Below are 24,691 nucleotides of genomic sequence, written 5' to 3' on the forward strand. Positions count from 1 at the left end.
GATCGTGGCCGCGCAGAATCATGCCGCGGGTCACCTCAGCGTGCTCGAGCGCGTCGCCGGCGACCTGCGCGAACTACTGGCAGACGCGGAGATCGGTGGTTGCATACCGGTCGAGACGATGCCCACTACGAAGGCGGAGATCGAATGCGCGGTGAGCGCGGCAATCCGGACCGCGGGTGAGCGACATGCCGTGCTGGTGCTCGCATTCCTCGGCCACGGTTTCACCACCGACCAGGACAGTCACCTGTACTACATGGCCGGCGACACACGGATCGCAAGCCCAGCAAGCGGCGTCGATGTCAGCAGGTTGATTGCCGAGGCGGCCGGCGAGCCTGGCGTAGCGGGAGTGATCGCCGTCGTCGATACCTGCCACGCATCCGGCGGGTTACCGGACGTGCATCGAATCACGGGCGGGCCGGGAGGCGGCCGAACGCGTGTAGCAGTGTTGTTTGCTTCGACCGCCGATCAGCCCGCTTTTCGCATGCAATTCACCACAGCTTTGAACACCGTCCTCCGCGACGGGCTCTCAGGCGCAGGACCGCACCTACTGCCGAATCGCGCCCTGATCCAGCGACTTCGCACCATGACGGCAGGTCAGGTTGTCGGACATCTGGACTACGACGCGGATCCGTATTCGATCGACGAACTATGGCTGGCTCGAAACACATCCCACAGAGAAGCAGCCTCTTACGGAAGCGCGCACTACCGCCTCGATCCACCGGTACTCGTTTCGAAGTCACGCCCAGTCCGCGGACCGGGCGATCTGCTTGATGTCAACCGCGCCGTCGTACCCTACCGGGAGCGAGCTTTTGATAAAAAGTTGACTTCATGGAGAGACGGACCCGAAATCCGCATTTCCGCCCTCTTGTTGCACGGCGAAGGCGGCCAAGGCAAGACACGAGCAGCCAGACATTGCGCCGAATCCGCAACCGAAAGTGGCTGGGAAGTGCTGCACGCCATCCGATACGACGGTTCACGGTTGCCCAGCCTGAGCAATGATTCATCGCAACCACTCTTGGTCCTGGTGGACTATGTCGAGCGATGGGAGCCGGCCGCGATCGAACAACTCGCGGCCGACCTGGAGGCAACCGGCCGCAACCGCGTTCGCCTGCTACTGATCTCGCGTAACGCAACGGGCATGTGGCGACCAGTTGAGGCCACCATTGATCCATTTGTCGATCGCATCGAAGACCCCATTGAACTGAGTGAATTAGCTAACGGATTTATTGATGGTCGGCTTGCGTTTGCCGAGGCGGTGACCGCCTTTCAGATCGCGATGGGGATTCCAGAAAAACAGCTCGTTCAAAGCGACGATGAATTCGCCGCCCGGTCTCCGATCGAGCTGCACATGATCGCACTGGCGGCGGTTTGCGCTGACCATGAAGGGACTGCAACTCCACGAGCGTCACGGGTGTCCGCGTTTCTTCTGCAGCGTGAGCGTCGGTACTGGCTGAAGATCATCGGCACACATCGAAATATCGCCAACTCGGCTTCCACCTTCGATCGCCTGGAACGCGTCGCGGTCATCGCCACACTCATCGGCCCTGTCGACAATCGCAGCGATGCCCTGGAGGTGCTTCGCGATCACAATATTGCGGGAAGCGATGCTTCGGCCGACGAGATACTTGACCTCCACACCTTGTTGTATCCGCCGCGATTGCCAGGCCACTTGCTCACGCCGATGCACCCGGACCGCCTTGGCGAAGACTTTCTTGCGGAATGCCTTTCGCGTCCGAGCTATCTCGACATGCTCGAGTCGCTTCCGAAACAGAACGTGCCGTCATCCACCGATGGTAAACTGCGTATGTTCGCCACGATATCTGCCGTCGCTGAGCGAAATCCCACACTGAAGAATGTGCTACGGCAGCAAGTTTTCGATCGGCCGGCAGCATATGTGCACACAAACTCCAAGGGCGTCAGGTACTACCTCCACAGTGCCGAGGTGACATTGCGAGGGGGAATTCCTCAGACAATCTACTTCTTTGCGAAGGATATTCGTCAGGCCAACGTCAAAGGCGCACCTTCGAGCCTCCCCCCTGATCGCGTCGTGAAGGAGAACGACCGAAATGGATTCCTCACGATCTCGAAAAGAAAGACTTGAGCAAGAGTCCGAACGGTCCGGCCATGCTCAAGTCATGGTTTCGGGTACGGTCGGATACAGTGGCACACTTGGGGCAATCGGAGGGGTGGAGCGTTGATCGAAGTCGTGGAACTGGTCGTGACCGCACTGACCGCGGGCGCCGTGGCCGGCGCGAAGGATACCGCGAGCGTCGCGGTCAAGGACGCTTACGCCAACCTCAAGGTGTTGACCACCAGGACATTGAGCCGCAGACCGGGCTGGAAGGAACCTGTCGCAGCTCTGGACTCGCCACAGGAACACCGTGCCGAGCTGATCGCCGCGCTGAGCGCAGCCGATGCCGAGCGAGACGTTGAGCTGGCCGACGCAGCCCGGAGGCTGCTGAGGCTCGCCGAGTCGTCGGACTCGGAGGTCGGAAAATATGTTGTCAATGCGCACCACAACAAGGGCGTACAAATAGGTGACGGCAATACCATGACAATAAAGATCGACGACTGATCCGCCGACTTTCGTCCAGTAAACCGAATCTTCGACCAGCACCGACGAAGCGCGACCGGTACATTCAAGCGCCGACTGCCTCCCACAGGAATATCGAGAGTTGTTTCCTCGCGAGCTCAGCCGACTCCGGACCGTGAAGGCGGCCGTCGGCATGAGGATGCAGACCGATAAGGCTGACTTGACGAGGCTTGCCGGGCCAAGGTTCCACGTCTTCGTCATCCGGAGGAGGAATCTCGTAGTCTTCAGCCATTTCGACAAGCATCTCGAAGGGTTGCTTGCCATCACGCAGTCGCACCTGGCGCGTGACCGGATCGTACTCCACGAGCAGGCAAGTCCGCCCCCGGCGCACGAGCAGCTCCTCCAGGCCGCCTTCCCATTCCGAGCGCTCCAACTCCTTCCAGCCCGTGTGGGACAAGAGCATCTCCGCGCAGTCCAGCACCGTCTCGGGTCCATCGGCAAATTCGCTGCCAGTGCCGTAAAGACGCCGATAATCATCCCAAAGCGGGCCGGAATCACCGATCGCGAGATCAGCGGACTGACCGGCTGCGACCACAGACAGCAGGTCCCCGTCGAGCTCCGTCGACGCCGGTTCTCCGCAGCCTCCGCGGCGGCACCAGTGGTCGCCAGGACAGGCGAACCCGAGCCGGTGCACAGCGCCGATCGTGTCATCGGAGGCCGACGACCGCGTAATGCACAGCAGATAGCTGTGAAGCGGTAACGGCGTACCGCTCAGACCGTCTACGCCGTTGAACCCGCCACCGTAGACGTACACCAGCAGGCCACTTTGCTCAGCCTTCGCCCAGCCGGCCACGGCTGCTTGCGCGGTCGCCAAGAACGGGCCCAAGTCGCCGGGATCCCACCCATCGAGCCGCCAGCGCCTGCTGTACCGCCAATCGCCCGCGCCCGCCAACGCCTTGGCAACGAGTTCGACCCCGAGTGCTGAGTTGTCCTCGACCACGACTCCACCGACCGTCGGTACTGTCGCGAGCATTTCCGCGGCCACCCCAGGGTCTTGCGATGCGCGTCGACGTCGCTGAGGGTCGCGCGGCCACCAGCAGACGTCGTCCGGGACCAACGCCGCATTCGCCATGTCGTCGATCAGCACGTCGCCGCTCGGCGCTTCGCCGCCGCCCACACCCAGCAAAGCGTGCAGGACCAGTTCCAGCTCCCCGACTCCACCCGGCATCATCTTGTGCTCGGGGCGTCCCTCGTAGCTCTCGAAAACCTCGACGGCGACCTCGTCGAACTCTGGGAAGCTCGTCACGACCGCGGCTCGCAGTGCCCAGAATTCCTCCGACGAGCGCACGGCCAGCGTCGGCGCCGCCGCGGATCCGTCCGGATGCAGTCTGGGAACCCACTCCGGACGATTGTCCTGCCGTCGCTTGACCGCATCCAGGTGGGACAGCAACTCACTCTTCGATGGCCGTGGTCGGGAGAACACGACCTCCGCCGAACGCACCAACGTCTCCAGCTCGCCCCTGGTCAAGCTTTCAGGCACCGGCGGGATGTCGATGAACACTTCGGGCTTGACCAACGGTTTGATCAACGCTTCGACCGCTGCGGTGAAGCGCGCGCCGAAAACGCCTCGCGTCGTCTCGAAGGCGACCTTCGCCGACTCGATGTCCGCTTCGGCGCCGACCAGAGCCTCGAGCGTCGACAACCACGCCTCGTTTTCAGCCACAGGCCCGGTCATGACGGCGAGGCCAGGACCCTGCACCTCCACGAAGTTGACCGTGTTGTGGTCACCGATGAGCACGCCTTTGTTGCCGTGGACATCGAGAAACCAAGATGCATGCGACTCGTCCGGCAGCAGGACCATGTTCGAAGCCCTACCCGCCCACGCCGACGACGCTCGATACGCTCTCGAGCGTCCCAGCCCGAACCGAACCACCTACTGACTCGTGCACAGTGTGATTATAAAGCCGGTTCGTTGTCGCCCAGTGCACGCTCAGCCGACCGCAACTTGCACTGAGAATTGCCGCCAGTTCGACTTCTCGTTCGCGATCCAGCCTGTCAGTTCTCCTCAGCCGGGAAAATCGCCCACTCCGCGCTCCACCAGGTCGAACGCCTCGTCGATCACCGCCGCCTGCTCGCGCCGGACCACCTCGGCCTCGTCTCCCGCCACGATGCGGCCCATTGCGTGCGCGAAGATCGTCGTGATCGCCGTTGTCAGCAAACCCGCCACCATCCGGGAGCGGAACGCCTCCCCCGTCTCCTCCGTCAGCACCTCCGCGAACGCCGCCGCGATCTCGCGTTCCTGCTCGTACCACCGTGCCGTCAACGCCGGGCTCGACGTCAGCACCCACCAGAACCCCGGGCCGCCGGCGATCGCTCCTGACAACGGGTGGCCCGAGGACAGCAACCCGTGCTGGTGGCGGCGCAACGCCTCGCACGCCGAGACCCCCGCCGGCCGGGTGCGGATCACCGTCGTCAGCTCCTCCAGGCGGTCCGCGTGACGGTCCAGGAACAGGTCCTCCTTGCGGGGGAAGTAGTTGAACACCGTCATCTTGGAGACGCCCGCCGCCTCCGCGATCTCCGCCACCGTCACCTCCTCGAAGCCGCGCTCGATGAAGAGGCCTGTTGCCACGTTCGAGATCAGCAGGCGGGTTGCCTGCTTCTTCCGCTCGCGCAGTCCGTGATCCGCCATGAGCCGAGAGTATAGACCGAGCTCAAAGTTTGACTCGGTAAAAGTTTCGCGGCATCATCGGAGGCATGAACAGGGATGTGGTGATCTCCGGGGGCGGACCGGTCGGCTTGATGCTGGCCTGTGAACTGCGGCTGGCGGGCGTGGACGTGCTCGTCGTCGAACGGCTGCCCGAGCCGGACCAGACGATCAAGGCCGGGTCGGTCAACCTGACCACGGCCGAAGCCTTCTACCGGCGGGGGCTGCTGCCCGCCATGGACGAAGTCGTCCAGCAGAACCACGCGCAGATCAAGAAGTTCCTCGAATCCCGGGGCGGGGGCGGGCCGAAGGGCATGATCCCGGTGGGGCACTTCGCCGGGATCATGGTCGCCTCCGACGGGGTCGACTTCGGCGATCCCGACTTCCGGGAGGCCGGGCCCGCGGCCGGGGTGGTCGTCATCCAGCAGCAGGCCGTCGAGGCGATCCTGGCCGGACGCGCCGCCGAACTGGGGGTCGAAATCCGGCGCGGGGTCGAGCTGACCGGGTTCGACGCCGACGACAGCGGCGTCACCGTGCACCTCGGGGACGGCGGATCCGTGCGCGCCGGTTGGCTCGTCGGCGCCGACGGTGGGCGGAGCCGGGTCCGGAAGCTGGCGGGCTTCGAGTTCCCCGGCACCGATCCCGCCGTCACCGGGCGGCAGGCGATGGCCGACCTGACCGGCACGGAAGTGCTGCCCGGCGGCTGGCAGCACGGCGACGGCGGCCTCTACGTCCACGGGCCGACGCCCGGCCGGTTCCTCACCGTCGAGTTCGACGGGCCGCCCGCGGACCGGGACGCGCCGATCACCGCGCAGGAGCTCGAAGACAGCTTCCGGCGCGTCTCGGGCGCGGACGTCCGGGTGACGAAGGTCCACAGCGCGACGCGCTTCACCGACAATGCCCGCCAGGCGAGCACCTACCGGCTGGGCCGCGTGTTCCTGGCCGGCGACGCGGCGCACGTCCACTCCCCCTTCGGCGGCCAGGGCCTCAACCTCGGCATCGGCGACGCCGTCAACCTGGGCTGGAAGCTCGCCGCGACGATCCGCGGCTGGGCGCCCGAGGGCCTGCTCGACAGCTACACGACCGAACGGCACCCCATCGGCGAGTGGGTGCTCGAGTGGACCCGGGCGCAGGTCGCGCTCATGCGCAGCGACGTGCGGACGAAGGCGCTGCGCCGGGTCGTCGACGACCTGCTGCACACCGGCGACGGCGCGACATACCTGGCGAAGAAGCTCTCCGGCGTCCTGCACCGGTACCCGATCGAGGGCGAGCACGACCTCACCGGCCGCGCGGCTCCGGACTTCGCCTTCGCCGACGGCACCCGGCTCGGCGAGTACCTCCACGACGGCCAGGCCCTCCTGCTCGACTTGGCCGAAAACCCCGTGCTGCCCGAGACGGCGGCGGGGTGGGCCGGACGCGTGAAGGTGCTGACGGCGAAGTGCGTGGGCGACGCGGCCCCGACGGGCGTGCTGGTCCGTCCGGACGGGCACATCGCCTGGGCCCGCGACGACGGTTCGGCGGACGGTCTCGGGGCGGCGTTGCGCCGGTGGTTCGGCGAACCCGCGTGACGCGGTGGGCGCGCCGGGCTCCCGGCGCGCCCTACAGCCGTGCGGCCAGCGTCGTCGCCAAGCGGGCGTAGACGTCGCTGCGGTGCTTGACCACGTACGCGATCGCGAGCCGGTTCTGGCCCTCCTTTTTGTAGTTCTCCAGCGACTTCGCCGGCCGGTAGGAGCCCGTGGCGGCGATGATCCACAGGTCGAGCAGCCAGGGGTGCACGTACTTCCCCTCGTACCGGCACTGGAACTCGGTGTTCTCGACGAACGTCCGATCGGGCGGCTGCTCCGTGGACATGAGGTCTTCACTGGTCTGCAGGAGCTCCTGCAGCTCGGCCGTGCCGAGGAACGGACACGCGGCAGTGACCTTCGCGGGCGAGGCCGGCGCGCCCTACAGCCGTGCGGCCACCGTTGCCGAGCAAGCGGCGAGGCAAAAACCCGCCACGACTACCGCGACCCCACCACGGAATCTCCCCACCTCACCAAGCTAGCCCGATTTCTCCGCCGCCAGCTGCACCGCGACGTCGATGATCATGTCCTCCTGGCCGCCGACCAGCGCGAGTTCGCCGCAGCGGCGCAGGATCGCCTGCGCCGGGACGCCGTAGCGCTCGGCCGCCCGCTCCGCGTGCAGCAGGAAACTCGAGTACACCCCGGCCCAGCCCTGGACGATCGCGTTGCGGTCCATCTTCGGCCACCGGTGCAGGTACGGGCGGACGACCTCCTCGGCCGCGTCGAGCAGCGCGCCGACGTCGAGACCCGTGTCGACCCCCAGCCGGTCGAACACCGCCGCCAGGACCTCCGTCGGCGAATTGCCCGCGCCCGCCCCGAGTGCGCACAGCGACCCGTCGATGTACCGGACACCCGCCTCGTACGCCAGGACCGAGTTCGCGACGCCGAGCGACAGGTTCTGGTGCCCGTGGTAGCCGACCCACGCCGTGTCGCCGACCTCCGCGACCAGTGCTTCGAAGCGGGCGCGGGCCTCGTGCATCAGGAGCGCCCCCGCCGAGTCCGTCACGTACGCCGCCTGGCAGCCCGCATCCACCATGATCCGGGCCTGCTTCGCCAGGTCCTCCGGCGGCGTCCGGTGCGCCATCATCAGGAACCCGGCCGTTTCCATCCCGAGTTCGCGCGCCAGGCCGAAGTGCTGCGGCGAGACGTCGGCTTCGGTGCAGTGCGTCGCCACGCGGACCATCTCCGCGCCCGCGTCGAACGCGCGCTGCAGGTCCTCCGCCGTGCCGATCCCCGGCACGAGCAGCACCGCGATCTTCGCCTGCTTCGCCTCTTCGCGCGCCGCCGCGATCAGCCGGAGCTCGTCGACGGCGGAAAAGCCGTAGGTGAACGACGATCCGCCGAGGCCGTCGCCGTGGGTCACTTCGATGACTTCGACGCCCGCGCGGTCGAGCGCGCGGACGGTATCCCGCACCTGCTGCTCGGTGAAGCGGTGGGCCATCGCGTGGCTGCCGTCGCGCAGCGTCGTGTCGACGATCCGGACGTCGTGGCGCAGCTCCGGGCGCGCGGTGACCGATGACGCGTTCGCCGGCTCGCTCATGCCGGCACCTCCTGCTTCGCGCGGGCCATCAGCTCGCCGACCCGGGCGGCCGCGGCGGTCATGATGTCCAGGTTTCCGGCGTACTCGGGCAGGTAGTCGCCGTTGCCGCGGACCTCGAGGAAGATGCCGACCCGCGCGTGGCCGTCCCACTCCTCGCGCGCGTCGTCGAACTGCGGATCCGCCCGCAACCGGTAGCCCGGCACGTACTTGCGGACCTCCGCCACCATGTCGTGGATCGACGCGGTGACGGCGTCGCGGTCGGCATCGAGCCCGATCGCGCAGAACACCGTGTCCCGCATGATCATCGGCGGCTCGACGGGGTTGAGGATGATGATCGCCTTGCCGCGCCCGGCACCCCCGATCTCGGCCACCGCCTGCGACGTCGTGCGCGTGAACTCGTCGATGTTCGCCCGCGTCCCCGGGCCGGCGCCCCGCGAAGCCACCGACGCGACGATCTCCGCGTACGGCACCGGCGTCACCCGGGAAACCGCGTGCACCATGGGGATCGTGGCCTGCCCGCCGCAGGTGATCATCGAGACGTTCGGGGCGTCGAGGTGCGCGCCGAGGTTCACCGGCGGGCACACCATCGGGCCGAGGTGCGCCGGGGTCAGGTCGATCGCCTGGATCCCGGCTTCCTCGTACCGCGGGGCGTTCGCGGCGTGCGCCTTCGCCGACGTCGCTTCGAACACCAGCGCCGGCAGGGGATCCTGGCGCAGGAGCCAGTCGACGCCCTCGGCGGACGCCGCGATCCCCTGCGCCCGGGCGCGTTCGAGGCCGTCCGACTCGACCACGCCGACCACGTAACCGACTTCGAGCGCGTCACTGCGTCGCAGCTTCGCCAGCAAATCGGTGCCGATGTTGCCGGGGCCGACGATCGCCGCCATCACGGGAGCCATGCCCCGACGGTCGCACCGCGCCGGCCGCCCGGAACAGCCTTGTGTTCCGGCCAGCGGAACGTCGAGCGGCCATCACCGGCTCCCGGCGGTCTCCCGCGTGCGGCGCGCGCCCTGGATCACCGCCGCGGCCAGCAGAGCGGCCACTCCCCCGCACGTCATGACGGCCGGGACCGACACGGCGTCCACCACGAACCCGCCGGCCAGCGCACCGGCCGAAAGCGTGGCCTGGAACGACGCGGTGAACAGGACCGTGGCCGCTTCGGGAGCGTCGGGCGCTTCGCGGGCGAACCATGCCTGGGAGCAGACCGGCACCGCGCCGTAGGCCACGCCCCACACCAGAAGCGTTACGAGCGCGCCGAGCGGCCCGGTGTGCGGCAGCGCGAAGACCGACACCGCGATCAGCACCGCCGCGACGGCGAAGGCAGCCCGGTGCCGCGCGGCCAGGAAAGTGCCCGCGATCCCGGCGACGCCGTACGCCAGCAGGTAGGCACTGAGCACCTCCGGCCGGACGACGTCCCGCAGCAGCGGCGTGACGTAGGTGTAGGTGCCGAAGTGGGCGAGCACAACAAGGAACGTCACCAGCAGTCCACTGCGGACTCCCGAGCGGCGCAGCAGTCCACTCAGGACACTGGGCCGGATGCGCACCGTGGCGGGCAGGGCCGGGGTGAGGAGCACGAGCACGGCGGCGGTCCCGAAACTCAGCAGGCCCAGCAGGAGGAACGCGGTCCGCCAGCCCGCCAGCTGGCCGACGAGCGTGCCGAGCGGGACGCCCAGCACCGAACCGAGGGGCACGGCGGAAAAGATCACCGAGGTCGCCCGGGCGGCGGCCGCCGTGCCCACCAGCCGGGGCGCCAGCCCGCTGCCGAACGACCAGAACCCGCCGATGACGACGCCGACGAGGAAGCGGGCGGCCAGCAGCACCCAGAACACCGGTGCGGCGGCGGCCAGCACCCCGGCGACCCCGAGCAGGACCAGCAGGCCGGCCAGCATCCGCCGCCGGTCGATCCGGCCGGCCGCGACGGTGACCACCGGTGCGGCGACGGCGGCGACGAAGCCCGGCACGGTCATGGTCCAGCCGGCGGTCCCGGCCGGCACGCCGAACGCGGCCGCGATCGGCGTCAGCAGCCCGATCGGCAGGATTTCGGTGGTGACGATGAGGAAAATCCCGGCAGTGACCGCGAAGACGGCGGGCCACCGGGACGAAGGTGCGTTCATGGTGCCCCAGTGAACCGGCGGCCGACCGTGCGGGCTGGCAGGTTTGCGACAGCTTCGCCGGCCTCGCGGGGTCACGTCGGATTCCCGCCGGTTTGATCGACTCCGGATCGGGGCAGTTCCGGAAAAGCAACCCGATCGAGGAGGTTTCGATGGCCGAGCGGCGTTGGCACTTCATCCCGACCACGGCTGCGCTGTGCTGGTTGTACCTGGGCGTGGGGGCGGTCCTGCTCGTCTCCAGCATCCTCACCCTGACCGGCACCGACGGCCGGGCGCCGGTCCTGGCGGTGATCGCCGCGGTGGCGGCGGTGGGCCTGATGGCGCTTTCCGTGGTCGGCCTGGCCCGCCCGAAACTGCGCGGCCGCTGAGCCGGAGCGGACCGGCCGGGTCCCGCGGCGGCGGCGGGGCCCGGCCGGAAATCCCTACAGCTCCCGGTGATCCGCGTGCTCGACCCGGGCTTCCGGCACCGGGCGGCCGTCGCTCACCCGGAAGTCGTCCACGCCGTCGAGCACGAACGTCGGCGTGCCCGCCACCTGGTCCGCACGGCCGTGGTGGACGTCGGCGTCGGCCACGTCCCGCAGCACGAACGCCGGGCGCGTGTCGGGCTTGCCGAACCGCACGTCCACGTTGTCCCAGCTGATCCCGCGGGCGTGGCGGACGAAGAAGCCGTACGCGGGCAGCGTGCCGAACATCGACGGCTCAGGGTAAGCGGTTTCCAGCTCCGGCGGGTCCTGCACCGCGTCACCCGGGGTCAGGCCGCCGGCCAGGTGGTGGCGGATGTTGCTCAGCTTGACGTCCTCGATGGGGTGGCCCGGGATGCCGGCCAGGCACGACGGGTACCGCGGGTCCGCGTCGACCGTCGTGACGTCGCTGATGCTGACCCGCCGGAGGAACCCGACCGGGATGCCCGCCGGGCCGCGCATCCGCGCGCCCAGCCGGAGGAACAGCGGCATCTGGACGTTGCGCATCGTGAGGTTGCTGATCGTGACGTCCTCCAACCAACCGCCGTCGACCGTCTCCAGGGCCAGGCCGCGGCAGTGCTCGAAGACCACGTTCGAGATGGCGATGTTGCGGAACCCGCCGTTGGATTCGGTGCCGAACTTGACGCGGCCGGTGCGGCCGTACGACGACGACGTCTTGTACGTGCCGCCGACGAGTGTGCCGAGGTCGTAGCCGCTGACGAAGCAGTTGTCGATGGTGACGTTTTCGGTGTCGCGCACCTGGTTCAGCGCGTAGGTGCTCTTGAGCACGATGGCGTCGTCGTTCGGCGAGTTCACCGTCGTGTTGGCGATCCGGACGTTCTTGCAGCAGTCGATGTTGATGCCGTCGCGGTTGGTGTCGATCACCAGCCCGTCGATGCGGAAGTTGTCGACGCCGGTGGGCAGGATGCCGAAGTGGCCGCCGTTGACGATGGTGATGTCGCGGATCGCTACGTTGCGGCACAGCTTGAGCGCGATCGCCTTGTTCCCGTTGAGCGGCGCGGATTCCGCGCTGCCGCCGGCCACCAGGCCCTGGCCGTCGATCTTGCCGGGCCCTTCGATGGTGACGTTCTCCAGGTTCTCACCCCAGATCAGGCTGTTGTGCCAGTGGCTGTGCCCGAAGTCCTGGTACGGGTTGCCCGCGCCCGGTTCGGCGGGGTCGTACCCCTGGCCGCCGGCCGGGGCGGCGGCCAGGATCGTCGCGTTCGCGCCGAGGTACAGCGCGATGTTGCTCTTGAGGTGGATCGAATAGCTCGCGTACGTCCCGGCCGGGAAGTACACGGTGCCGCCGCGCACCGCGGCCGCGTCGATCGCGCGGTTGATCGCGGCGGTGTCGATGGTGCGCCCGTCGCCCTTCGCGCCGCACTTCGTGACGTCGAAGAAGCGGCCCGGCGCACCCGACAGTTCCTCGGCGGCGGCCTGAGGTCCGACCAATGGCAGGGCACCGGCAGCGCCTGCGGCTCCCCACGCGACGACACGGCGGCGGCTCAACGCTCTTCCCACGAAAACTCCCTCAACTCGCCACGGCAAAAGCACTTCTCGGTGCTTCCGACGGCGGATCGGGATGCGTCGTCCAGCTAAGAGCAAAAGATCGGATGAGTCAAGGCACGCGCGGACGCATGATCAACGCCGCAACGTGGTACACGCACGGCTTTCCGGTGCGGTTGGCGTAGGAATGCCCGACGTCGGCGGGAAAGTACACCGAATCGCCCGACCCCAGGACGTACTCGGCGTCGCCGACCCCCAGGCACAGTTCCCCCGACTCGACGGCGACGAATTCGTGGGAACCCGGGGCGTACGCCGGGAACCGGCCCGCGTCGCACCCGGGCGGCAGGGTCGTGCGGATCCACTCGAAGTTGACGCCGGGGACGACCGGCGTCAGGACCGTGCGGTGCCAGCCGCCGGGTTCGGCGACGTGGTCCTGCTCCGCCGCGCGGCGGACGATCACGCGGTCGGTCTCCAGGTCGGCCAGCAGCCGGGAAAGGGACAGCCCGAGGCCGTCGGCGATCCGGGACAGCACCACGACTGTCGGCGTCTTTTCGCCACGCTCGATGGCCGACAGCATGCTCACGCTGACGCCCGCCTGCCGGGCCAGCGCCGTCAGCGCGAGACCACGGTCGGCGCGCAGGTCGTGCAGGCGGCGGCCGAGCGAGACGGAATCGATCATTCCTCTATAATACCTGCTATGTCCACTATAGCGGAAGCGACCGAGGCCGACGCCGAAGGCATCGCTGCCGTCTTCGCGCCGTACGTCACCGGCTCCGTCGTCACGTTCGAAACCACACCGCCGACCGCGGAGCAGTGGCGCGCCAGAATCCGCGAGAGCACGTGGCCCTTCCTCGTCCTCGCCGGCGAAGGCGAGATCCTCGGCTACGCCCTGGCGACGCCGTGGCGGCCGAAACCGGCCTACCGGTATTCGGTGGAAACGACGATCTACCTCGCCGCCGGGGCCGCCGGCCGCGGTCACGGACGCCGGCTGCTCGACGAACTGCTGAAGCGGTGCGGAGCCGCCGGGGCCCGGCAGGCCATCGCCGTCATCGTCGACTCCGGCAACCCGGCGTCGCGGAACCTGCACCGCGCGGCCGGCTTCACCGAGGCGGGCGTGCTGCGCCGCGTCGGCTTCAAGCACGACCGCTGGCTCGACACCCTGCTGATGCAGCGCGAACTGGCCTAACGGGACTTCGCCCGCAGGTGCAGCCGCTCCCCCTGCTTGCCGAACAGGCTGAGGATCTCGGCCGGGCGGCCGTCGACCGCGCCGAACCAGTGCGGGAGCCGCGTGTCGAACTCCGCCGCCTCGCCCGGGCCCAGCGTCATGTCCCGGTCGGCCAGGATCAGCCGCAGCCGGCCCGACAGGACGTACAGCCACTCGTACCCCTCGTGGACCTGCGGGTCGGGTTCGCCCGTCTCCGGTTCGAGGACCATCTTGAACGCCTGCGGCGCGCCCGGCTGCCGGGTCAGCGGCAGCACCGTCATCGTCGCGCCGTTGTGGCGCGGGATGCGGCGCGCGGTCAGCCGGACCCGCGGGTCGCCGACCTCCGGCGCGCCGACCAGCTCGTCCAGGGGCACCTGGTGGGCTTGGGCGATCGGCAGCAGCAGCTCCAGGCTCGGCTTGCGCTGGCCGGACTCCAGCCGGGACAGCGTGCTCTTCGAAATGCCCGTCGCCGCCGACAGGTCGGCGAGCGTGACCCGCCGCTGCGTGCGGACCCGCTTGAGCCGGGGGCCGACCTCGGCCAGTGCCTGGGTGATCGCGTCCGTCATGCCCCCAGGAAACCCGCTTGTCCCGGAAACGGCAACTTTAGTTGTCGGATTCGCGAAGCCGGGGCCATGGTGGCGGCATGACTGATGACAACAGCTTCGACGTACTGGTGGTGGGTGGTGGCGCCGCGGGACTCAGCGCCGCCCTGATGCTCGGCCGGGCGCGGCGGCGCGTCGCGGTGGTCGACGCCCGGGCCCCGCGCAACGCACCCGCGTCCCACATGCACGGCTTCCTTTCCCGCGACGGCCTCCCGCCGTCCGAACTCCTGGAACTCGGCCGCGGCGAACTCCGCGGCTACGGCGTGGAACTCCTCGAAGACCACGTGACCCGGCTCGACCCCGGCTTCACGGCCGAGCTGGCGAGCGGCCGCGTGCTGACCGCCCGGCGCGTCCTGGTCGCCACCGGCGCCCACGACGAGCTGCCGGACCTCCCCGGTCTGCGAGAAAGCTGGGGCACCGACGTCGTGACCTGCCCCTACTGCCACGGCTACGAAGTGCGCGACCAGCCCCTCGGCGTCCTCGGCACCCACGCCGAGAGCGTCGAACACGCCCTGCTGGTCCGCCAGTGGTCGCCGGACACCGCGTACTTCCCGCACACGACGCCACTGTCCGAAGAGGACCGGGAACGGCTCGACGCGCGCGGGATCCGCGTCGTCGACGGACCTGTGACCGGCGTCCGGCGCGAGGACGGCCGCCTCACCGGCGTCGAGCTCGGGGCCCGGTTCGTGCCGCGGACGGCGCTGTTCCTCCGCACCCGGATCGTTCCGCACGACGACTTGCTGCGCGGCCTCGGCTACGTCGAGGGCGAAGTGGACCCGTCCGGGAAGACGAGCGTGCCGGGCGTGTGGGCGGCGGGGAACGTCGTGGACGCGCGGGCGACGGTGATCATCGCCGCGGCGCAGGGCGCGGCCGCCGCCGGCGCGCTGAACCACGACCTCGTCGCCGAGGACGTCCGGCAGGCGGTCGGCGCGCTCGGCGGCTTCTCCCCCGCCGCGGAACGCGCGGCCGCCGGGGCGCGCTGAATTCCTGGCGTCCGGAGCTCCCGCGTGCCACGCTCGGCGGATGCGCCCGACGCTCTACGAATTCGCCGGTGGCGACCCCGCGTTCCGCGCGCTGGCCGCCGCCCACCACGAGCGCTGCCTGGCCGATCCGGAGCTGAACCACCCGTTCTCGAAGCGCGATCAGAACCCGCAGCACGTCGAGCGGCTCGCCTGGTACTGGGCCGAGGTCATGGGCGGCCCGCCGCGGTTCTCCGCGGAGTGCAGCGATCATTCGGCGATGCTGCGGATGCACGCCGGCAACGGCGACATGAGCGACCTCGGCCGCCGGTTCGTCGCTTGCTTCGTCCAAGCCGCCGACGACGCGGGCCTGCCGGCCGACCCGGAGTTCCGCGCGGCGCTGCGGGCCTACATGGAGTGGGCGGTGGCCGAAGTGCTGACCTACCCGGGGCCGCCGGACGAGGTGCCCGCCGGGCTGGCCGTGCCGCGCTGGTCCTGGAACGGGTTGCAGCCGCTGTAACGACCGGGGCGGTCCCCGCGTCTTGCAGGCGACGACCGGCTGTGGAGGTCCGTCGCCAGAGCCGGTCCGGACGGGTTCCCCCCACCCGCCCGGGCCGGTTCGCCCACGACGTCCGAAAGCCGCGAGCAGCACCACGGCGGCCGGGGCCAGACTGGCCGGCGTGCTCCTCGACCGCTACCTCCTCGCCTCCCGGGGTTTCGAACTCCACCTCCGCGCGGTGCCGCCGGACGGCTGGGGCGCGCCGACGCCGTGTGCCGAATGGGACGTCCGGGCCCTGGTCAACCACATGACCCGCGGCAACCTCAACTACGTCGGCCTGCTGCGCGGGGCCACCCGGGAGCAATTCCTGGCCCGGCGGGACGAAGACGCCCTCGGCGACGACCCCGTCGCCGCGTACATCGCCTCGGTCCAGGCCTGTGCTGCCGCCTTCGCCGAGGCAGGGGCGCTGGACCGCGTGGTCGACTACCCGCTCGGCAAGCTCACCGGACGGCGCGCCCTGGCCGTGCGCACGACGGACAGCACCGTGCACACCTGGGACCTCGCCCGCGCGCTCGGCGCCGACGAGACCCTCGACCCGGGCCTGGTCGCGTGGATCGACGAGGACTACGACGCGATCTTCGCGGGACTGGGCCCCGGCATCTTCGCCGAACCGACGGCCGCCGCGCCCGGCGCGTCCCGCCAGGACCGGCTGCTCACGCGCTTCGGTCGCAACCCCGGCCGAGCCGCCCGACCAGCTCGGTGAGCGCATCCCCGAGCGGCCGGTCGACCCGCACGGACGCGTAGCGGTCCCCGCGGGTTTCGCCGCGGTTGACGATCACCACCGGCTTGCCCGCGGCCGCCGCGTGGCGGACGAACCGGAGCCCGGACATCACCGTCAGGGACGAGCCCAGCACGAGCAGCGCCGCGGCGGCGTCGACCAGCCGGTAGCACTGCTCGACCCGCGGCCGCGGCACGTTCTCGCCGAAGAACACGACGTCCGGCTTGAGGACGCCGTCGCACGCCTCACACGGCACCGTCCGGAAGCCACGCACGACATCGGCGGGCAGTTCGACGTCGCCGTCCGGGTTGATCCGGGTGGCCGCCCCCGCGAAACCGGGGTTCGCCGCCCGCAGCCGCCGGTCCAGCTCCGCGCGCGGGCTCGTGCGGCGGCAACCCAGGCAGATCACCCGGTCCAGGCTGCCGTGCAGCTCGACCGCGTCGGTGCCGACCGCCTGGTGCAGCCCGTCGACGTTCTGCGTGATGACGCTGTCGACATATCCCCCGTCACTCAGGGCGGTCACCGCGCGGTGGCCGTCGTTGGGGTCGGCGCGGGCGATCGTGCGCCAGCCGAGGTGGCTGCGCGCCCAGTACCGCTGCCGCCCTTCGGCGCTGGTGACGAACTCGTCGTAGGTCATCGGCGTGTGCCGGCGCAGGCTGCCGCTTTCGCCGCGGTAGTCGGGAATCCCGGATTCGGTGGACAGCCCGGCCCCGCTGAGCACGGCCACCCCGCCGCGCGCGACGACGTCCGTCAGCTCGTCGAGACCGGACGTCCGCGGCAGCGGCGCGTCCGCCGACGTCCAGGACAGCGTGGGCCGGGTTCGCACTAGGCCAGGGTACGTGGGCCGGTGAGCGTCTTCTCGAACCAGTGATCGGCGTAGTGCTCGTCGTTGAACGGCGCGACCTCCCGGTACCCCGCGGCGCGGTACAGCGCGATCGCTTCGGCGAGCGCACGGTTCGTCTCGAGCCGTAGCGTGCGGACGCCGGCGTCGAAGGCGTACGCCTCCAGCTCGCCGAGCAGCCGCCGCCCGAGCCCCAGGCCGCGGACCCCGGGCGCCACCCACATCCGTTTGGCCTGGGCCGGCGCGTCGCCGTGGAACTTCAGCGCACCGCACCCCACGGCTTCGCCGTGCAGCGTGGCGACCAGCAGCACCCCGGCGGGCGGGGTCATTTCGACGTCGTCGGCGGAGATGCCGAGGGCCGGGTCGAAGCCTTCGTCGAACCGCTCGGCCAGCTCGGCGAAGTAGGCCCGCAGGCAGAACCGGGCGGCCGGTCGGCCGGGCGGACACGGAGCGACCTCGACCGCCGAAGCCGTCAGGAGCCGCTCGACCTCGGCCATCGCGGCGGCGAGCCGGCTGCGCTGCCCACCGGACAGCGGCGCGAGGATCGCGCCGGCCGCGGCGTCGGAGAGCCGGTCGAGAGCCGCACGCTCGGCGAGCCCGGCTTCGGTGAGCCGCGCCGTCCGGACACGCCCGTCGCCGGCCCCGGCCTCGACGCGCACCAGCCCGTCCTGCTCCAGCCCGCGCAGCAACCGGCTCAGGTACCCGGAGTCGAGGCCGAGCCGGGCACGCAGCTCCCTGACGTCCCGGCCCGCCGCGCCGATCTCCCACAGCACCCGAGCCTGCCCCAGCGGACGGGCGCGGGCCAGGAAGGCGTCGTCGAGCGCACCGATCCGCTGCGTGACGGTCCGGTTGAACCGCCGGAGGCCCCGCACCAGGTCCTGGTCCATTCCCTGACTCTAGTCAGAGAACGGCCGGCCGGGGGCCGTCCCAGACCGACCCTTCGTCCGCGAACGCCTCCAGCAGGGCGCTCAAGCGGGCGTCGCCGCGGCCGTTCAGCTCGTCGGAGGCGATCCGGCGGGCCACGCCCGCCAGGAAGTCGGCCATCTGGACGCGTGCGTCCGACCTGGAGTCGACGAACCGGACGCCCGCCAGGCGGTGGCCGAGCGTCGCCTTCAGCTGGAGGACGCGCTCGGCGGTGAGGGCGAGCTGCTCGTCGTGCACCAGGGCGACCGGGGTGCCGTCCGCGCTCCAGTGGCGGACCGTGTGGATCACCGCCGGGACCAGCGGATCCAGCACGGGCACCAGGCCCGGGTCGCTCGCCAGGCGGGCGCGGTAGGCGGCGACCCGCTCCTCGCCACCGCGGAACCGGCCGACGATCTCCCCGGCCTCGCCGGGCACCCGGGCGAGTTCGGCGGCGAGGGCGAAGAACTCCCCCGGCGACGTCGTGACCCCGCGCCGGGGCTTCAGCCGCAGCACGCTGGTGAACGCCGTCAGGAAGAACTCCCAGCGGGCGGCGCCGAAAGCGGCCGGGCCGGCGCGGTGAAGAGTGCGGGCCGACGCCTCCGTGCCCGCTTCGTCCAGCAGCGTGACCGCGGCCCGGACGGCGAAGAACGTCTTGTCGGTCAGGTGGACGTGGCCGCGGCCGGCGAGCGGGCCGCCGGGGTCGAGCAGCCATTCGAGGACCGCGCGGTGCTTGGCGCGAAGCAGGTGGTTGGCCTTGTACTCCTCCGCGGGCGAACCGATGCGCTCGCGGATCTCGCGAACGCAGGCGGCCGCCGCGGGCAGCGGCATCCGCACGCCGGCGTGGGCGAAGACGTCCGTTTCGCCGCCGAGCAGGTTCTCGCCCTCCGAGCCCGACTCGTCGCAGGCGATCTCGACCGGCTGCACCCACCCGATCGTGCCAGAGGGAGCCGCCCGCGGGCGACCCGATCGGCGGCGCGGCGTCACGGTTGGGCCACGGCGGCTAACGACCACGGCGGCTCCGGTGACTCGCGGGGAGCAGGGTGTTCCGGGGAGGTGCCGATGGCCACACACGAACGACCGGCCCGGCTCGCCTTGACGGCCGCCGTGGTCCTGCTCCTGCTGGGCGCCGCGGGAGTCCTTGTGCGGCAACAGGTCTTCGCCACGGGCCCGCCGCAGGGCGACTGGGCGGAGCCGGGCGCACTGGCGCCGATGACACGCCGGTTCGGCGGCGGCGTGGACCTGAGCGTCGACGGCGGCCCGCCACGGCAGGTGCGGATCCCGGTGCCCGGCGCGCCGCCCGCGGGGTTCGCGCCCGTCGTCATCGCCGAGAACGGTTCCCTGCTCGTGCCCGCCACCTACGACGGCGCCACCCGGACCGTCGTCGCGGAGGCCGCGCACTCCGGCAGGTTCTGGGGCGGCCTGCTCGACCTCGCCGCGCTGGGTCGCGAGGCCGAGCCGGCGCCGCGGCCGGACTGCGCCGGGCACGCGGCGAGCTCCGGCGGGGTGACCGTCGACGTCGGCGAGCCGGATCCGCGGACGCCGGTGTGGGTCTGCGTGACGGCCGGGAACGGCCGCGCGGACGTCACGCTGACGTCGAACGCGAGGGTGCCCTACCGGATCGTCCTGCCGCCGGGCTGGCCGGCACCGGGCGCCCGGACCGCGGCGGCGAGCACGTCCGCCGTGCAGCTGTTCGGCCGCCCGAGGCAGCGCGACCTGCTCTGGCCCGGCGCCGGCGTGACCTACAGCGTCCCGTTCGGCCTGCTGCCGGCGAGCGTGCGCGGCCAGGCCGACCCCGGACCCGCCCTCGGGACGGCGCTCGCCACGGCGGCCCACCGCGCCGCCGGGCTGTTCGGCCTGGCCGGCGACGCCGGCCCGGCGGCCGGCGTGCTCGCCTGCGCCGCGGACGCCGGCGCCGCCCGGTACACCCCGGACCGGCCGTTCGCCGAGGTCGCGGCCGACGTCTGGACCGCGCTCGAACCGTGCCACCCGGACGGCGGCGCGGTCGTGCGCCGGCTCGTCGCCGCCGGGATCGGGGCGGTGACGAGCAGCGTCGCCGCGGCGAGTCCCGCCTTCGAGCTCCCGGTGACCACCAGCCGCGCGCAGCGGTTCACGCAGAGCGTCGCGTACCGGCCGCGGGCCGCGACGGCCCGGGTGACCGGCTCCTGCGCGACGGTGTCTGCGGTGTCCGGCCGCCACGACGCCTACCGCTGCTCGGCCGGCGGCACGACGTACGACCCGTGTTTCGCCGGACCGCGGCCGCAGCTCTCGTGCCCGGCTTCGGCGACGAAGGCCGTCCTGCTGACCGCCTCGGGCGCGCTGCCGGTGCCACCCCGGCCCGGCGGGACGGCCGATCCCTTCCTGCTGGTGCTGGAGAACGGCCTGCAGTGCGCGGCCGTGGCGGGACCGGAAGTCCGGTACACCTGCTCGGACGGCCGGACCGTCCTGCACGGCGTGCCGGACACGGCGAGTCCGTTGTGGACGATCGAGGGCCGGACGGTCGCGAAGGCCTACGGCTAGGCCAAGGTGATCTTGCCGCCGTCGACCGTGATCGCCTTCTTCTCCAGGGGCTTCGACGCCGGGCCGGTCGCCACCGACCCGTCGGCGATCTTGAACCGGCTGCCGTGGCACGGGCAGTCGATGGTGCCGCCGGCCACGGCGCCGACCGTGCAGCCCTGGTGGGTGCAGATCGCCGAGAAGGCCGCGAACGTCCCGGCCACCGGCTGCGTCACCACTACCTGCTTGTCCGCGAACACCTTGCCGCCGCCGACCGGGATGTCACCGGACGGGCCGAGCTCGGTGCCGCCGGCCGGCGGCGTCCCGCCCGGGCTGCCGCCGTAGGTGCTGCAGCCGGCCACCAGCCCGGCACCGAGGACCGCGAGGGCCGTCCGGCGCGCCAGCACCGGGTCCGCGTCGTCGTTCCGCATCTTCGTCCTCCGCGCTAGAAGGTCAGGCCGGACTGGGTGAAGAACCACAGTGACGCGCTCAGCCACAACCCGACCAGCGCGGTGAAGACCAGGCCGCCGAGCAGCGGCAGCGACCACCCCGGCGCGCCGTCCTTGCGCAGCAGGAGCATCTTCGCGACGAACAGGCCGTAGAAGAAGCAGCCGAGCAGGGAATGCAGGAGAACGCGCAGGTCGAACGCCTGGAACCCGAGCGCGTAGAGGCAGTGCATCGCCACCGGGATCGACACGAGGAAGGCCAGCCGGCCCGACCACCGGTGCACCGGCGCGACCCAGGCGGGCACACCGCCGTCGAGCTTGCCGTACATCGCCAGGGCCGACCCCAGCTGGACGAGGGCGAGCACGACGACGACCGTGGCGAGCCACGCCTTCACGGACTGGGGACCGGAGAAGCCCGCGACGTTCACCGCAACCCCGGTCGGGGTGTGCAGGCCGCCGTAGACCCCGAGGACCACTGAGACGACGGCGCCCGCCACCAGCGGCACCACGAGCGCGACCGCGGTGCGGCGGCCCGCTGCCGGGGCGGTCATCAGAAGTCCCCGGTCCCGGTTAGGCCGCTGATCGGCTCCGCGGTCACCGGGACGCCGTCGACGGTCGCGGTACCGGCCGCCGGGTCGAGTGCCGGGGCCGCCGTCGCGTCTTCGCCGGTCGTGAGGAGGCCGACCTGGCTGCCGTCGGGCTGCACGATCCAGCCGGCCCTCGCGGACTTACCTTTCACCTTCGGCGTCGCGCGGTAGAGGCCCGCGGGTTTCTTCGCCGTCGGCACCGTGAACTCGTACGTCCGGCCGGCCGCCGTCACGGTCCCAGTAGCCGAAGCCGTGTCGAAACTGCCCGTCAGGCTCGCGTTGCGGGCGCCTTTCAGGTCCAGCTTCCCGCCGGCGGTCACGCCCTGGAGCCACGCTTCGAGCTTCTTGCCGTCGCAGACGTACGCGATGGCGTGCCCGTCGCGCGCCGACACCGCGATCGACGCGCCGCCACCGGTCACCCGCCCGGCGTAGTCCGCCCGCGCGGGCGCAGCGGGCTTCGGCGGCGCCGACGTCGTCGCGGGTGGCGCGGCCGTCGTGGTGCTCGAGGTGCTCGCGGCCCCGGCGACCGGCGCCGCACCGGTCCCCGCCGCCAGGTCGGCGACGCCGATCCCGCCGGCGAGCACCACACCGGCGAGCAAAGTGAACAACGGACCCGGATGTTTCATGGTCTGCCCCGCATCTCCCCGGTCCACCACCGTGTCCTGAACACGGAGGCCGAGCCGAAACGGCTCAACGCTACGCGTGGAAAAGAGGTATTGCTTAGCCACGGCAACCGGGTGGATCGTGGTTGACTGGCCGGATGCTGCCCTGGGACGGCGAACTCGCCGGCCGGCTCGACCGGCACACCGTGACTTCCGCGTTGCTGCGCGGCAACCCGCTCGGCGATCCGCACGAACGGCCGCTGTGGGTGTACGTCCCGCCGGGCTACGACGACGGCGACGAGCGGTACCCGGCGGTCTACGTCATCCAGGGCTACACCGGGCACCTGACGATGTGGGCCAACCGGACCCCGTTCCGCCAGCCGTTCGTGGAGACGGCCGACGCCGTCTTCGCCGGCGGTGCACCGGGGTGCGTCGTGGTCTACGTCGACGCGTGGACCGCCTACGGCGGCTCGCAGTTCGTCGATTCGCCGGGCACCGGCCGCTACCACTCGTACCTGTGCGACGAGATCGTGCCGTGGGTCGACGAGCGCTACCGGACGCTCACCACCCCGGCGTCCCGCGCGATCGCCGGCAAGTCCTCGGGCGGGTTCGGCGCGATGATCACGCCGATGCTGCGCCCGGACCTGTTCGGGGCGCTGGCCACGCACGCGGGCGACTCGCTCTACGAGCTGTGCTACGTCCCCGACTTCGGCAAGGCGGTCCGCGCGCTGCGCGAGTACGACCAGGACATCCAGGCGTGGTGGGCGGATTTCCGGAGCCGCCCGGCGTTCACCGAGCCCGAGGACGCGACCCTGCTGATGATCCTCGGCGTCTCGGCGTGCTTCTCGGCCTCGGCGGACGGGATCCCGGAGCTGCCGTTCGACCCGCTGACCGGCGCGCTGCGGCCGGAGCCGTGGCAGCGCTGGCTGGACTGGGACCCGGTCCGGATGGTGCCGCACCACGCGGAGGCGATCCGGTCACTGCACGCGGTGTGGATCGACGCGGGCACGAGCGACGAGTACTTCCTCGACCTGGGCGCGCAGGCGTTCCGAGCGGAGGTGGCGGCGGCGGGCCTGCCGGACGACCGCGTCCGCTTCGAGCTGTTCGACGCCGGCCACGGCGGGATCGACTACCGCTACCCGCTTTCCCTGGCCTGGCTGGCGGAGCGGCTGGCCCGCTGATGGTCACCGAGACGGACTTGACCCTGCCCGGCGGGCGTTCGCTGCACGTCTACGACACCGGCGGCCCCGCGCGGCTCACCGTCTTCTGGCACCACGGCACGCCCAACACCGGGGCGCCGCCCGGGCCGCTGCTGCCGCTCGCGCGGGAGCTCGGCGTGCGGTTCGTGTCCTTCGACCGGCCCGGTTACCGCACCTCCACGCCGGTGCCGGGGCGGACCGTCGGAGAGGTCGCCGGGTGGGTGGCCGCCGTGGCCGATGCGCTCGGTGTCGGGCGGTTCGCCGTGCTGGGGCACTCCGGTGGGAGCTCGCACGCCCTCGCCTGTGCCGCGCTGCTGCCCGAACGGGTGCTCGCCGTCGGGAGCCTGGCCGCGGTGGCGCCCTTCGACGCGGCCGGGCTCGACTGGTTCGGGGGCATGGCCGCGGCCAGTGCCGCTTCGCTGCGGGCCGCCACGGAAGGGCGGGCCGCCAAGGAAAAGCACGAAGCCGCCGCCGAGTTCGATCCGGCTGTCTTCACCGACGCCGACTTCGCCACGCTCGAAGGGTCGTGGTCGTGGCTGGGCGAGGTCGTCCGCGCGGCGCTCGCGGACGGGCCCGGCGGGCTGATCGACGACGACCTCGCCTACGTCACGCCGTGGGGCGGCGATCCCGCGTCGATCAGCGCGCCCGTCCTGCTGGTGCACGGCGAGCAGGACCGGATGATCCCCGCGACGCACAGCGCGTGGCTCGCCGGCCGGTGCCCGGCCGCCGAGTACCGGCCCTCGCCCGGCGACGGGCACCTGTCCGTGCTGCGCCACGCCGCCGACACGCTCACCTGGCTCGCCGATCAGGGCAGCAGGAGCAGCGAAGCGACCACCGGCGCCAGGTAGAGCGCCGGGAACACCAGGTGCCCGTACGCCCGCGCCCGGGCCACGGTGACGAGTGCGCCGGCGAAGTACAGCACCAGGCCGATCGCCGCCGCGAGGCCGATCGGCGGCCAGAACAGCCCGGCGAGCAGCCCCGCCGCGCCGGCTGCCTTCGCCGTGCCCAGCCACGGCCACCACGGCTCGGGCACGCCGTACTCGGTGATCGGCTCGACGACCCACTTCGCGCGGGCCAGCATCGAGACGGCCGAGAAGCCGACCCAGGCCGCGGCGGCGATGGTGACGATCAGGTGTGCGGTGGACATCGGAACTCCTCGGGGGC

At 71.1% G+C, this 24,691-nt stretch carries 27 protein-coding genes; 11 read left to right on the top strand and 16 right to left on the bottom strand.

Going from position 1 to position 24,691, the window contains the following annotated elements; all coding sequences use genetic code 11:
* Positions 1-4 precede the first annotated feature (4 nt).
* Both AB0M93_RS27470 and AB0M93_RS27475 read left to right on the top strand, forming a co-directional pair.
* Entirely contained in the window at positions 5-2,101 is a 2,097-nt protein-coding gene (locus AB0M93_RS27470; protein WP_364277811.1) for a hypothetical protein, read from the top strand.
* Between the two features lie 93 nt (positions 2,102-2,194).
* Positions 2,195-2,575 (top strand): hypothetical protein, encoded by a 381-nt coding sequence (locus AB0M93_RS27475; protein WP_364277814.1) that lies wholly within the window; start codon positions 2,195-2,197, stop codon positions 2,573-2,575.
* Positions 2,576-2,639: 64 nt separating this feature from the next.
* On the opposite strand, the gene AB0M93_RS27480 is transcribed toward AB0M93_RS27475, so the two are convergent.
* Together AB0M93_RS27480 and AB0M93_RS27485 are read right to left on the bottom strand one after the other, a co-directional pair.
* Positions 2,640-4,394, bottom strand: coding sequence for a hypothetical protein (locus tag AB0M93_RS27480; RefSeq protein WP_364277817.1), 1,755 nt, complete (start codon positions 4,392-4,394; stop codon positions 2,640-2,642).
* Between the two features lie 204 nt (positions 4,395-4,598).
* Positions 4,599-5,222, bottom strand: coding sequence for a TetR family transcriptional regulator (locus tag AB0M93_RS27485; RefSeq protein ID WP_364277820.1), 624 nt, complete (start codon positions 5,220-5,222; stop codon positions 4,599-4,601).
* Between the two features lie 65 nt (positions 5,223-5,287).
* On the opposite strand from AB0M93_RS27485, the gene AB0M93_RS27490 reads away from it, so the two are divergent.
* Positions 5,288-6,805 carry an FAD-dependent oxidoreductase gene (locus AB0M93_RS27490; RefSeq protein WP_364277823.1) on the top strand — a complete coding sequence of 506 codons (1,518 nt, stop codon included), beginning with the start codon at positions 5,288-5,290 and terminating at the stop codon, positions 6,803-6,805.
* Positions 6,806-6,836: 31 nt separating this feature from the next.
* Here AB0M93_RS27490 and AB0M93_RS27495 read toward each other — a convergent pair whose 3' ends face one another.
* The 4 genes from AB0M93_RS27495 to AB0M93_RS27510 all read right to left on the bottom strand — a co-directional run bounded on the left by AB0M93_RS27495 (position 6,837) and on the right by AB0M93_RS27510 (position 10,450).
* The gene (locus tag AB0M93_RS27495) at positions 6,837-7,088 is read right to left on the bottom strand and encodes a hypothetical protein (protein ID WP_364277826.1); all 252 of its coding nucleotides are present in this window, start codon (positions 7,086-7,088) and stop codon (positions 6,837-6,839) included.
* A 189-nt stretch (positions 7,089-7,277) separates the two neighbouring features.
* Positions 7,278-8,339: a 4-hydroxy-2-oxovalerate aldolase gene (gene dmpG / locus AB0M93_RS27500; RefSeq protein ID WP_364277829.1), complete on the bottom strand. Its 1,062-nt coding sequence runs from the start codon at positions 8,337-8,339 to the stop codon at positions 7,278-7,280.
* Positions 8,336-9,235, bottom strand: coding sequence for an acetaldehyde dehydrogenase (acetylating) (locus tag AB0M93_RS27505; protein WP_364277832.1), 900 nt, complete (start codon positions 9,233-9,235; stop codon positions 8,336-8,338). The genes dmpG and AB0M93_RS27505 overlap by 4 nt, the downstream gene beginning before the upstream one ends.
* A 72-nt stretch (positions 9,236-9,307) precedes the next feature.
* Complete coding sequence (locus tag AB0M93_RS27510; RefSeq protein WP_364277835.1) at positions 9,308-10,450, bottom strand: MFS transporter; 1,143 nt, start codon at positions 10,448-10,450, stop codon at positions 9,308-9,310.
* Between the two features lie 149 nt (positions 10,451-10,599).
* Between AB0M93_RS27510 and AB0M93_RS27515 the strand changes: the two genes are divergently transcribed.
* Positions 10,600-10,815 (top strand): hypothetical protein, encoded by a 216-nt coding sequence (locus AB0M93_RS27515; RefSeq protein ID WP_364277838.1) that lies wholly within the window; start codon positions 10,600-10,602, stop codon positions 10,813-10,815.
* A gap of 54 nt (positions 10,816-10,869) precedes the next feature.
* Here AB0M93_RS27515 and AB0M93_RS27520 read toward each other — a convergent pair whose 3' ends face one another.
* Together AB0M93_RS27520 and AB0M93_RS27525 are read right to left on the bottom strand one after the other, a co-directional pair.
* Positions 10,870-12,360, bottom strand: coding sequence for a glycoside hydrolase family 28 protein (locus AB0M93_RS27520; RefSeq protein WP_364278032.1), 1,491 nt, complete (start codon positions 12,358-12,360; stop codon positions 10,870-10,872).
* Between the two features lie 166 nt (positions 12,361-12,526).
* Entirely contained in the window at positions 12,527-13,093 is a 567-nt protein-coding gene (locus AB0M93_RS27525; RefSeq protein ID WP_364277841.1) for an XRE family transcriptional regulator, read from the bottom strand.
* Positions 13,094-13,111: 18 nt separating this feature from the next.
* On the opposite strand from AB0M93_RS27525, the gene AB0M93_RS27530 reads away from it, so the two are divergent.
* Positions 13,112-13,600, top strand: a complete 489-nt coding sequence (locus AB0M93_RS27530) for an N-acetyltransferase family protein (protein ID WP_364277844.1) — start codon at positions 13,112-13,114, stop codon at positions 13,598-13,600.
* Here the strand turns inward: AB0M93_RS27530 and AB0M93_RS27535 are convergent.
* A complete protein-coding gene (locus AB0M93_RS27535) occupies positions 13,597-14,184 on the bottom strand; it encodes an XRE family transcriptional regulator (protein WP_364277847.1) in 588 nt (195 codons plus the stop codon). The genes AB0M93_RS27530 and AB0M93_RS27535 overlap by 4 nt on opposite strands.
* Before the next feature lie 77 nt (positions 14,185-14,261).
* On the opposite strand from AB0M93_RS27535, the gene AB0M93_RS27540 reads away from it, so the two are divergent.
* The 3 genes from AB0M93_RS27540 to AB0M93_RS27550 all read left to right on the top strand — a co-directional run bounded on the left by AB0M93_RS27540 (position 14,262) and on the right by AB0M93_RS27550 (position 16,441).
* A complete protein-coding gene (locus AB0M93_RS27540) occupies positions 14,262-15,203 on the top strand; it encodes an NAD(P)/FAD-dependent oxidoreductase (protein WP_364277850.1) in 942 nt (313 codons plus the stop codon).
* Positions 15,204-15,243: 40 nt separating this feature from the next.
* Complete coding sequence (locus AB0M93_RS27545; RefSeq protein WP_364277853.1) at positions 15,244-15,699, top strand: group II truncated hemoglobin; 456 nt, start codon at positions 15,244-15,246, stop codon at positions 15,697-15,699.
* A 160-nt stretch (positions 15,700-15,859) separates the two neighbouring features.
* The gene (locus AB0M93_RS27550; RefSeq protein ID WP_364277856.1) at positions 15,860-16,441 is read left to right on the top strand and encodes a TIGR03086 family metal-binding protein; all 582 of its coding nucleotides are present in this window, start codon (positions 15,860-15,862) and stop codon (positions 16,439-16,441) included.
* On the opposite strand, the gene AB0M93_RS27555 is transcribed toward AB0M93_RS27550, so the two are convergent.
* Genes AB0M93_RS27555 through AB0M93_RS27565 form a run of 3 tightly spaced genes read right to left on the bottom strand, consistent with a single transcriptional unit; the run spans position 16,392 to position 19,124 of the window.
* Positions 16,392-17,282, bottom strand: a complete 891-nt coding sequence (locus tag AB0M93_RS27555; RefSeq protein ID WP_364277859.1) for an NAD-dependent protein deacetylase — start codon at positions 17,280-17,282, stop codon at positions 16,392-16,394. The two genes, AB0M93_RS27550 and AB0M93_RS27555, sit on opposite strands and share 50 nt — an antisense overlap.
* Positions 17,282-18,184: a MarR family winged helix-turn-helix transcriptional regulator gene (locus AB0M93_RS27560; RefSeq protein WP_364277862.1), complete on the bottom strand. Its 903-nt coding sequence runs from the start codon at positions 18,182-18,184 to the stop codon at positions 17,282-17,284. The genes AB0M93_RS27555 and AB0M93_RS27560 overlap by 1 nt, the downstream gene beginning before the upstream one ends.
* Before the next feature lie 13 nt (positions 18,185-18,197).
* On the bottom strand, positions 18,198-19,124 hold the full coding sequence (locus tag AB0M93_RS27565; RefSeq protein ID WP_364277865.1) for a DUF3800 domain-containing protein: 927 nt from the start codon (positions 19,122-19,124) through the stop codon (positions 18,198-18,200).
* A 135-nt stretch (positions 19,125-19,259) separates the two neighbouring features.
* Here AB0M93_RS27565 and AB0M93_RS27570 point away from each other — a divergent pair, with 135 nt between their 5' ends.
* Entirely contained in the window at positions 19,260-20,717 is a 1,458-nt protein-coding gene (locus AB0M93_RS27570) for a hypothetical protein (protein ID WP_364277867.1), read from the top strand.
* On the opposite strand, the gene AB0M93_RS27575 is transcribed toward AB0M93_RS27570, so the two are convergent.
* Genes AB0M93_RS27575 through AB0M93_RS27585 form a run of 3 tightly spaced genes read right to left on the bottom strand, consistent with a single transcriptional unit; the run spans position 20,714 to position 22,352 of the window.
* The gene (locus tag AB0M93_RS27575; protein ID WP_364277870.1) at positions 20,714-21,124 is read right to left on the bottom strand and encodes a Rieske (2Fe-2S) protein; all 411 of its coding nucleotides are present in this window, start codon (positions 21,122-21,124) and stop codon (positions 20,714-20,716) included. The genes AB0M93_RS27570 and AB0M93_RS27575 overlap by 4 nt on opposite strands.
* 14 nt (positions 21,125-21,138) lie before the next feature.
* The gene (locus AB0M93_RS27580) at positions 21,139-21,690 is read right to left on the bottom strand and encodes a DUF6529 family protein (protein WP_364277873.1); all 552 of its coding nucleotides are present in this window, start codon (positions 21,688-21,690) and stop codon (positions 21,139-21,141) included.
* Positions 21,690-22,352 carry a hypothetical protein gene (locus AB0M93_RS27585; RefSeq protein WP_364277876.1) on the bottom strand — a complete coding sequence of 221 codons (663 nt, stop codon included), beginning with the start codon at positions 22,350-22,352 and terminating at the stop codon, positions 21,690-21,692. The genes AB0M93_RS27580 and AB0M93_RS27585 overlap by 1 nt, the downstream gene beginning before the upstream one ends.
* A gap of 134 nt (positions 22,353-22,486) precedes the next feature.
* Between AB0M93_RS27585 and AB0M93_RS27590 the strand changes: the two genes are divergently transcribed.
* Together AB0M93_RS27590 and AB0M93_RS27595 are read left to right on the top strand one after the other, a co-directional pair.
* Positions 22,487-23,509: an alpha/beta hydrolase-fold protein gene (locus tag AB0M93_RS27590; RefSeq protein ID WP_364277879.1), complete on the top strand. Its 1,023-nt coding sequence runs from the start codon at positions 22,487-22,489 to the stop codon at positions 23,507-23,509.
* Positions 23,509-24,375 (top strand): alpha/beta hydrolase, encoded by an 867-nt coding sequence (locus AB0M93_RS27595; RefSeq protein ID WP_364277882.1) that lies wholly within the window; start codon positions 23,509-23,511, stop codon positions 24,373-24,375. Before AB0M93_RS27590 ends, AB0M93_RS27595 begins: the two co-directional genes overlap by 1 nt.
* Here the strand turns inward: AB0M93_RS27595 and AB0M93_RS27600 are convergent.
* Complete coding sequence (locus AB0M93_RS27600; protein WP_364277885.1) at positions 24,333-24,674, bottom strand: DoxX family protein; 342 nt, start codon at positions 24,672-24,674, stop codon at positions 24,333-24,335. The genes AB0M93_RS27595 and AB0M93_RS27600 overlap by 43 nt on opposite strands.
* Positions 24,675-24,691 lie beyond the last annotated feature (17 nt).

The organism is Amycolatopsis sp. NPDC051102 (assembly GCF_040682815.1).
GTDB lineage: Bacteria > Actinomycetota > Actinomycetes > Mycobacteriales > Pseudonocardiaceae > Amycolatopsis.

What these genes read in the sequence shown, in the direction of transcription:
- dmpG (WP_364277829.1), bottom strand. Translation starts at nt 8,339, where the DNA reads ATGAGCGAGCCGGCGAACGCGTCATCGGTCACCGCGCGCCCGGAGCTG.
- AB0M93_RS27580 (WP_364277873.1), bottom strand. Translation starts at nt 21,690, where the DNA reads ATGACCGCCCCGGCAGCGGGCCGCCGCACCGCGGTCGCGCTCGTGGTG.
- AB0M93_RS27535 (WP_364277847.1), bottom strand. Translation starts at nt 14,184, where the DNA reads ATGACGGACGCGATCACCCAGGCACTGGCCGAGGTCGGCCCCCGGCTC.
- AB0M93_RS27585 (WP_364277876.1), bottom strand. Translation starts at nt 22,352, where the DNA reads ATGAAACATCCGGGTCCGTTGTTCACTTTGCTCGCCGGTGTGGTGCTC.
- AB0M93_RS27530 (WP_364277844.1), top strand. Translation starts at nt 13,112, where the DNA reads ATGTCCACTATAGCGGAAGCGACCGAGGCCGACGCCGAAGGCATCGCT.
- AB0M93_RS27525 (WP_364277841.1), bottom strand. Translation starts at nt 13,093, where the DNA reads ATGATCGATTCCGTCTCGCTCGGCCGCCGCCTGCACGACCTGCGCGCC.
- AB0M93_RS27545 (WP_364277853.1), top strand. Translation starts at nt 15,244, where the DNA reads ATGCGCCCGACGCTCTACGAATTCGCCGGTGGCGACCCCGCGTTCCGC.
- AB0M93_RS27505 (WP_364277832.1), bottom strand. Translation starts at nt 9,235, where the DNA reads ATGGCTCCCGTGATGGCGGCGATCGTCGGCCCCGGCAACATCGGCACC.
- AB0M93_RS27480 (WP_364277817.1), bottom strand. Translation starts at nt 4,394, where the DNA reads ATGGTCCTGCTGCCGGACGAGTCGCATGCATCTTGGTTTCTCGATGTC.
- AB0M93_RS27495 (WP_364277826.1), bottom strand. Translation starts at nt 7,088, where the DNA reads ATGTCCACGGAGCAGCCGCCCGATCGGACGTTCGTCGAGAACACCGAG.
- AB0M93_RS27485 (WP_364277820.1), bottom strand. Translation starts at nt 5,222, where the DNA reads ATGGCGGATCACGGACTGCGCGAGCGGAAGAAGCAGGCAACCCGCCTG.
- AB0M93_RS27590 (WP_364277879.1), top strand. Translation starts at nt 22,487, where the DNA reads ATGCTGCCCTGGGACGGCGAACTCGCCGGCCGGCTCGACCGGCACACC.
- AB0M93_RS27595 (WP_364277882.1), top strand. Translation starts at nt 23,509, where the DNA reads ATGGTCACCGAGACGGACTTGACCCTGCCCGGCGGGCGTTCGCTGCAC.
- AB0M93_RS27560 (WP_364277862.1), bottom strand. Translation starts at nt 18,184, where the DNA reads ATGGACCAGGACCTGGTGCGGGGCCTCCGGCGGTTCAACCGGACCGTC.
- AB0M93_RS27540 (WP_364277850.1), top strand. Translation starts at nt 14,262, where the DNA reads ATGACTGATGACAACAGCTTCGACGTACTGGTGGTGGGTGGTGGCGCC.
- AB0M93_RS27515 (WP_364277838.1), top strand. Translation starts at nt 10,600, where the DNA reads ATGGCCGAGCGGCGTTGGCACTTCATCCCGACCACGGCTGCGCTGTGC.
- AB0M93_RS27570 (WP_364277867.1), top strand. Translation starts at nt 19,260, where the DNA reads ATGGCCACACACGAACGACCGGCCCGGCTCGCCTTGACGGCCGCCGTG.
- AB0M93_RS27575 (WP_364277870.1), bottom strand. Translation starts at nt 21,124, where the DNA reads ATGCGGAACGACGACGCGGACCCGGTGCTGGCGCGCCGGACGGCCCTC.
- AB0M93_RS27490 (WP_364277823.1), top strand. Translation starts at nt 5,288, where the DNA reads ATGAACAGGGATGTGGTGATCTCCGGGGGCGGACCGGTCGGCTTGATG.
- AB0M93_RS27510 (WP_364277835.1), bottom strand. Translation starts at nt 10,450, where the DNA reads ATGAACGCACCTTCGTCCCGGTGGCCCGCCGTCTTCGCGGTCACTGCC.
- AB0M93_RS27600 (WP_364277885.1), bottom strand. Translation starts at nt 24,674, where the DNA reads ATGTCCACCGCACACCTGATCGTCACCATCGCCGCCGCGGCCTGGGTC.